The organism is Clostridium sp. AF12-41, from assembly GCF_003461685.1.
GTDB classification, from domain to species: Bacteria; Bacillota; Clostridia; order Lachnospirales; family Lachnospiraceae; genus Otoolea; species Otoolea fessa.
Genome location: NZ_QTXO01000005.1, coordinates 197,554 through 203,825, shown reverse-complemented (window position 1 = coordinate 203,825; position 6,272 = coordinate 197,554). Strand labels below are relative to the sequence as shown.

The window sequence follows — 6,272 nt, the reverse complement described above, 5'->3', positions numbered from 1 at the left end:
AAAGATAAAAATAAAATATATGAAAAATCATCATAATAATTTCACGAAAATAGACGGAAGGGTTTGGAAAGAACAACTGGAAAATTCATAAGAATAAAGGGAAAATGCAGAAAAAAGCCGCGTTATTTTTTGATGCACATAACGACGACGAGCATTAAATAAGAATTATTGTAAAGATTGACAAAAAAAGTGCCACGTGCTACTATTTGATTAGCAAATATCATTATAATTTTTCAAAAATAACGGAAGGGTAAAAACCACATTGCTATGGCGTAAGGAATCGAAACGAGGAGGATGCCGGAAACATGTGCGTGAAATGAGGGAGGAACCAAGATATGAGAAAAACGTGGGCACTTGTAATAGCAGCAGCGATGGCGGCAGCATCCCTGACCGCATGTTCATCCAGCAAACCGGCTGAGACAGCAGCACCGGAAACGGAGGCAGTTGAGACAGAAGAGACCGAAGCAGAAGCAGAGGCAACCGGCGACCAGCAGGAGATTCTGGTAGCGGCAGCAGCCAGCCTTCAGTACGTTATGGAAGACAAGATTCAGCCGGCATTTGAGAAAGAGAATCCGGACATCAAGCTGAGCTTTACCTTTGACAGTTCAGGAAAGCTGCAGACCCAGATTGAAGAGGGCGCAGATGCAGACGTATTCTTCTCCGCAGCGATGAAGCAGATGAACGCGCTGGAGGACGAGGGACTGGTTGATGCAGATTCTGTCGTAGAGCTTCTGGAAAATAAGATCGCCCTGATCGTTCCGAAGGATTCCACACTGGGAATTACCGGTTTTGAGGATATTACAAAGGCAGAGAAGATTGCACTCGGCGATCCAGAGAGTGTTCCGGTTGGACAGTACTCCAAGGAAGCCTTTGAGAACCTGGGTATGTGGGATGATGTAGAGGCTAAGACAAGCTTTGGTACCAACGTAACCGAGGTTTTAAGCTGGGTAGCAGCCGGAAGCGCTGATGCAGGTATCGTGTACCTGACCGATGCAACCACCAGCGACCAGTTTGACCAGGTAAAGGTTATCGGATATGCACCGGAAGGAAGCGTATCGAAGGTTATCTATCCGGTTGGCGTTGTAAGCGCAAGCACAAAGAAAGATGCAGCACAGAAGTTTGTAGATTATCTGGGAACTGATGATGCGCTCTCCTTCTTTGCGGAGTATGGCTTCACAGCAAATAAATAAGCCGGGAGCGATGGCTGTCTGGGATATGCGGCCGACTGTGTGAACAGAAAACAGGACGGCGAAGGACAGACAGTGAACAACGTAGGGAATAAAATCCGCCGCAGAATGCAGGGTCCGCTGAAAACCAGGTGTTCTGCGGCAGTTTTTATCTCAGTCGAGAAGACTCCGAGAGTACATTTCATAGGAAAGGGGGAAGAAAGATGGACTGGTCTCCGATATGGATATCGATGAAAACAGCAACGCTGTCGATCATTATTACGTTTTTTCTGGGAGTCTGGATGGCGCGGCTGGTGGTATCGGCACGCTCTGAGAAAGTGAAAATGGTGCTGGACGGCATCCTGACGCTTCCGATGGTCCTGCCGCCGACGGTAGCAGGCTTCTTCCTGCTGATGATTTTCGGTGTAAAACGACCGCTCGGACAGCTGTTTCTGGAATTGTTTGGCGTCAAGATTGTATTTTCATGGGCGGCAACGGTGATCGCGGCGGTGGCGATCTCATTTCCGCTTATGTACCGGGCAGCGCGCGGCGCGTTTGAACAGGTCGATGTGACGCTTATCTATGCGGCTCGGACGCTGGGATTTTCCGAGAGCCGCATTTTCTGGAGGGTGATTCTGCCGTCGGCGATGCCGGGCGTCTTAAGCGGCGCGATCCTTGCCTTTGCGAGAGGACTGGGCGAGTTCGGTGCGACCGCGATGCTGGCGGGCAATATCGCCGGAAAGACGCAGACACTGCCGCTTGCCATCTATTCACAGGTGGCGGCTGGAAAAATGTCGATGGCATACCAGTATGTGTGGATCATCGTGGTGATTTCCTTCCTGGTCGTCGTGCTGATGAATGTGCTGTCGCGGCGGGATATGCGCGGAAGCAGCAATCATAAAAAGAAGGATAACAGTGTGGAAGCGGGCGGTCAGGATGCAAAGGTTTCGGTGGAACTGTTTGCGGACAGGGAAGCGGATGCACAGAAGGGAGGCGCGGGATGAGCCTGCAGGCGGCAATCAAAAAGAGATTTTCCGGCTTTTCGCTGGACGTATCGCTTAACACCGATGGCGGCGTCATGGGCATTCTCGGCGCCTCCGGAAGCGGCAAGAGCATGACGCTCAAGTGTATCGCCGGAATTGAGACGCCGGACGAAGGGCGGATCGTGTTAAATGGCAGGGTGCTCTTTGATTCGGAAAAGCGCATCAACCTGCCGCCGCAGAAGCGGAAAATCGGTTATTTATTCCAAAATTATGCATTGTTTCCGAATATGACCGTAGAAACCAACATTGCAGCGGGGCTTTCGGGCAGCAAGGAGGAAAAACAGGAGGCAGCTGCCCGCATGATCCGTCTCTTTAAATTAGAAGGGCTTGAAAAAAGGTATCCGTCCCAGCTTTCCGGCGGACAGCAGCAGCGTGTGGCGCTGGCGCGCATTCTCGTCTATGAGCCGAATGTGATCATGCTGGATGAACCATTTTCGGCGCTTGATTATTATCTGAAGGAACAACTGCAGTTCCAGGTGCGCGAGGTACTCCGCGGGTACACGGGCGATGTGCTGATGGTTAGCCACAGCCGGGACGAGGTCTATCGGTTCTGCGAGAAGAGCATCATCTTAAACCGCGGACAGGTGGCGATGAAGGGAGAGACGCGGGCGATTTTTCAGAAACCGGAAAATGTCACTGCGGCACGCCTGACAGGCTGTAAAAACTTCAGCCGGATCCGGCGGATCGGCGAATATGAGGTGGAGGCGCTAGACTGGGGACTCACGTTTCAGACCGAAGAAGCAGTTGCCGCGGAGCATGCCTATATCGGCATCCGGGCGCATCAGTTTTATCCGGCGCGCGGCAGTGCGAATGAATTTACGTGCGAGTGGGGGGACACACTCTGCCAGCCATTTGAGTGGGATGTTTTGCTGCGTCCAGTGGAAAATGCAGGGGCAGCGGGTGACAAAGAAAATGCACTGGAACGCGAGGTGATCTGGTGGAAGGTAGACTATAAGCAGAGTGATTCACTAAACCAGTATCAGCGCGGAGACCGCGTCCGGCTGGGAATTGCACCGGGAGATATCATGCTTTTAAAAGAAGGTTAGAATGATAGAAAAGGGGATATGTATGGCAGATGGGAAAACAGGCGCGATCATCCTGGCGGCAGGGCGGTCGGCGCACATGGAAGAATTAAAGCCGATGCTCCGGATGGGGCAGACCACGATGATACAGAAGGAGATCGACACGATCCGGCAGGCGGGGATCTCGCCGATCGTCGTCGTGACCGGGTATCAGGCAGATGTGCTGGAACGTCATATTTCACACCGTGGTGCGGTCTGTATCCGAAACAAGCGGTATGAGACATCGCAGATGTACGGCTCAATCTGCATGGGACTGCGCCATATCCAGAAAAAAGCCGATCGGGTGCTGTTGTTCCCTGCCGACGTGCCGATGATCACGGCGGACACAATCGAGAAGATGGCGCAGGCGCCCGGAAGCATGGCAGTACCGGTCTGTCAGGGAAAAAAAGGACACCCGGTCATGCTGTCGAAGGAAGTGTTTGGACATATCTTAACGTACCGGGGTGGAAAAGGACTCCGCGGCGCAATGGATGCGTGGGGCGAAGGTGTCCGGGAGATCGAGGTTGAAGATCCGGGTGTTTTACTGGACACCAACACGAAAATGGACTACGAATCGCTGCTTGCCTACGAAAAAGACAGGCAGAAGCGCGGGGAGCTGGCATTTCGGGCGTCGATTTCGCTGAGCCGCGAGGAAGAATGCTTCAGCGCGCTGACGGCGGATTTTCTGGAGGCAGTTGCTGAGAGTGGTTCAATGCTCGGTGCCTGTCAGATCCGGGATATTTCTTACAGCAAGGGCTGGAAAATGCTCAAGATCGCGGAGGCGCAGCTGGGAATCCAGTTTTTAGAGCGCCAGACGGGCGGAAGCAAGGGCGGATTTTCTGTGCTGACGCCGGAGGGAAAGGTGTTTTTAGAAAAATTCCGCCGGATGGAAGCAGCAGTGCAGGCGGCAGCAGAAGCAGCGTTTGAGAAAATCTTTCTGGAGCCGGAAGAAGAGGAAAAGGAGGATACAGATGGAAGAGAAATTAACGCATTTTGATGAAAAGGGAAATGCGATCATGGTAGATGTAACGGAAAAGAAGATTACCAGCCGGACGGCGACGGCATCCGGCAAGATTCACGTCAATGAAGCGGTCATGAAGGCGGTTCTGGAGGGAACGGTTGCCAAGGGCGATGTGTTGGGGGTGGCGCGTGTGGCGGGAATCATGGCGGTGAAGCAGACCGCACACCTGATCCCGATGTGCCACACACTTCTCATCACGAAATGCAGCGTGGATTTTGAGGTGGATGAAAAAGAGCTGACGATCAAGGCACTTTGTACTGCTAAGCTGGAAGGAAAGACCGGCGTCGAGATGGAGGCGCTGACCGGCGTCAGCGTGGCGCTTCTGACCATTTATGATATGTGCAAGGCGATCGACAAGCGGATGGAGATCGGAGAGATACATCTCGATGCAAAATCGGGAGGAAAGAGCGGGGAATTTGTGCGATGATAGACGGATACGGCAGAACGATCGACTACGTCCGGATTTCCGTGACCGACCGATGCAACCTGCGCTGTGTGTACTGTATGCCGGAGGAAGGCGTCAGCAGCATTTCCCATGAAGAGATCCTGCGGTTTGGTGAGATCGAGAGGGTCTGCCAGATTCTGGCAGAGAACGGCATTCAGAAAATCAAGCTGACCGGAGGCGAACCGCTGGTGCGCCGGAGACTGCCGGAGTTAGCAGCAGCGTTAAAACAGATTCCGGGAATCAAGAGCCTGACGATCACGACGAACGGTGTTTTATTAGAAGAAATGTACGATGCGCTGGCGGACGCGGGGGTTGATTCAGTCACGATCAGCCTGGATACGCTGGATGCGTCGGTGTACCGGCAGCTCACACGCCGGGATGAGCTCGAAGCGGTCAGACGCGGTCTTCGGACGGCGATCCAGAAAGGCAGGATGCAGATCAAGATAAATTGTGTGCCGGTGCTTGGGATCGAGGAGCAAAAGCTTTTAGAGGTGGCGGAACTGGCGAAAAACCATAACGTGCACGTGCGTTTCATCGAAATGATGCCGATCGGCATGGGGACGCAGTTTGCCTTTGTGAAAGAGGATGCGTTGAAGCATGCGCTGGAAGAGGCATTTGGAACCTTTACCCCGTGCGGGGACGTGGCAGGAAATGGCCCGTGCCATTATTTCGCAGTCCCTGGCTTTCAGGGACGGATCGGTTTTATCAGCGCGGTCAGCCATAAATTCTGTTCCGAATGCAATCGGATCCGGCTGACATCGGAAGGATTCTTAAAGACCTGTCTCCAGTATGACAATGGGGTGGAATTAAAGACCATTCTGCGCGGCGGCGGTACCGATGAAGACCTGCGCCGGGCGATCGGACAGGCGCTTGCGGAAAAGCCGAAGGGACATAGTTTTGAGAAAAAGACGGAATTTACGGATCGGGAACACCGGGGAATGTCCCAGATAGGCGGATAAGCAGGGTGTTTGTGAGGATTATGATTATGGTTTCTGCGGTGAAAGTGTGAGCCGGCGGAATGTTACAAGTGAAATATCGTATATGAAATATGAAATCGGAAAATTTATGGATAGAAAAGGGGAAACAATCATGGGAAAAGTAATCGCAACGTGTACCAGTGAAATCAAAGGTGTTCAGAAGAAAAATGTCCATCAGGTCTGTCTTATCGAGGACTATGGAATCGAGGGTGACGCCCATGCGGGCAAATGGCACCGTCAGGTCAGCCTTCTTTCATATGACCGGATTCAGGAATTCCGCGCGCGTGGTGCGAAAGTCGAGGACGGCGCGTTCGGTGAAAATCTGGTCGTGGAAGGAATCGATTTCAAGACGCTCCCGATCGGGACAAAATTTAAATGCAACGACGTCGTGCTGGAATTGACACAGATCGGAAAAGAATGCCACCATGGATGCGCGATCTTCCAGGCGATGGGCGATTGTATCATGCCGCGCGAGGGCGTATTTACGAAGGTGCTGCACGGCGGCGTGATCAAAGAGGGAGATAATCTGGAGATTCTGGAAGAAGCGTAGGAAAGAGAT

6 protein-coding genes and 1 pseudogene are annotated in these 6,272 nt (G+C 52.5%); all 7 read left to right on the top strand.

The annotated features are described in order from the left end of the window. Positions 1 to 335: 335 nt before the first annotated feature. The 7 genes and pseudogenes from modA (at position 336) to DWV73_RS09890 (ending at position 6,263) form a co-directional block, all read left to right on the top strand. Complete coding sequence (modA, locus tag DWV73_RS09920) at positions 336 to 1,190, top strand: molybdate ABC transporter substrate-binding protein (RefSeq protein WP_117796578.1); 855 nt, start codon at positions 336 to 338, stop codon at positions 1,188 to 1,190. Between the two features lie 200 nt (positions 1,191 to 1,390). Then, positions 1,391 to 2,035 (top strand): annotated as a pseudogene (gene modB / locus DWV73_RS09915) (molybdate ABC transporter permease subunit); the annotation flags it as partial. A 131-nt stretch (positions 2,036 to 2,166) separates the two neighbouring features. After that, entirely contained in the window at positions 2,167 to 3,255 is a 1,089-nt protein-coding gene (locus tag DWV73_RS09910; protein ID WP_117796577.1) for a sulfate/molybdate ABC transporter ATP-binding protein, read from the top strand. Positions 3,256 to 3,277: 22 nt separating this feature from the next. Next, positions 3,278 to 4,267 carry an NTP transferase domain-containing protein gene (locus DWV73_RS09905; protein WP_181986244.1) on the top strand — a complete coding sequence of 330 codons (990 nt, stop codon included), beginning with the start codon at positions 3,278 to 3,280 and terminating at the stop codon, positions 4,265 to 4,267. Further along, a complete protein-coding gene (gene moaC, locus DWV73_RS09900) occupies positions 4,242 to 4,718 on the top strand; it encodes a cyclic pyranopterin monophosphate synthase MoaC (protein ID WP_022360485.1) in 477 nt (158 codons plus the stop codon). Before DWV73_RS09905 ends, moaC begins: the two co-directional genes overlap by 26 nt. Then, complete coding sequence (moaA, locus tag DWV73_RS09895) at positions 4,715 to 5,695, top strand: GTP 3',8-cyclase MoaA (protein WP_117796575.1); 981 nt, start codon at positions 4,715 to 4,717, stop codon at positions 5,693 to 5,695. Before moaC ends, moaA begins: the two co-directional genes overlap by 4 nt. A gap of 130 nt (positions 5,696 to 5,825) precedes the next feature. Further along, entirely contained in the window at positions 5,826 to 6,263 is a 438-nt protein-coding gene (locus DWV73_RS09890) for an MOSC domain-containing protein (RefSeq protein WP_022360487.1), read from the top strand. The last annotated feature ends 9 nt before the right edge of the window (positions 6,264 to 6,272 follow it).

Bases quoted from the DNA above. Each gene is read 5' to 3' on its own strand.
- DWV73_RS09910 (WP_117796577.1), top strand. From the start codon at position 2,167: ATGAGCCTGCAGGCGGCAATCAAAAAGAGATTTTCCGGCTTTTCGCTG.
- moaA (WP_117796575.1), top strand. From the start codon at position 4,715: ATGATAGACGGATACGGCAGAACGATCGACTACGTCCGGATTTCCGTG.
- DWV73_RS09890 (WP_022360487.1), top strand. From the start codon at position 5,826: ATGGGAAAAGTAATCGCAACGTGTACCAGTGAAATCAAAGGTGTTCAG.
- DWV73_RS09905 (WP_181986244.1), top strand. From the start codon at position 3,278: ATGGCAGATGGGAAAACAGGCGCGATCATCCTGGCGGCAGGGCGGTCG.
- moaC (WP_022360485.1), top strand. From the start codon at position 4,242: ATGGAAGAGAAATTAACGCATTTTGATGAAAAGGGAAATGCGATCATG.
- modA (WP_117796578.1), top strand. From the start codon at position 336: ATGAGAAAAACGTGGGCACTTGTAATAGCAGCAGCGATGGCGGCAGCA.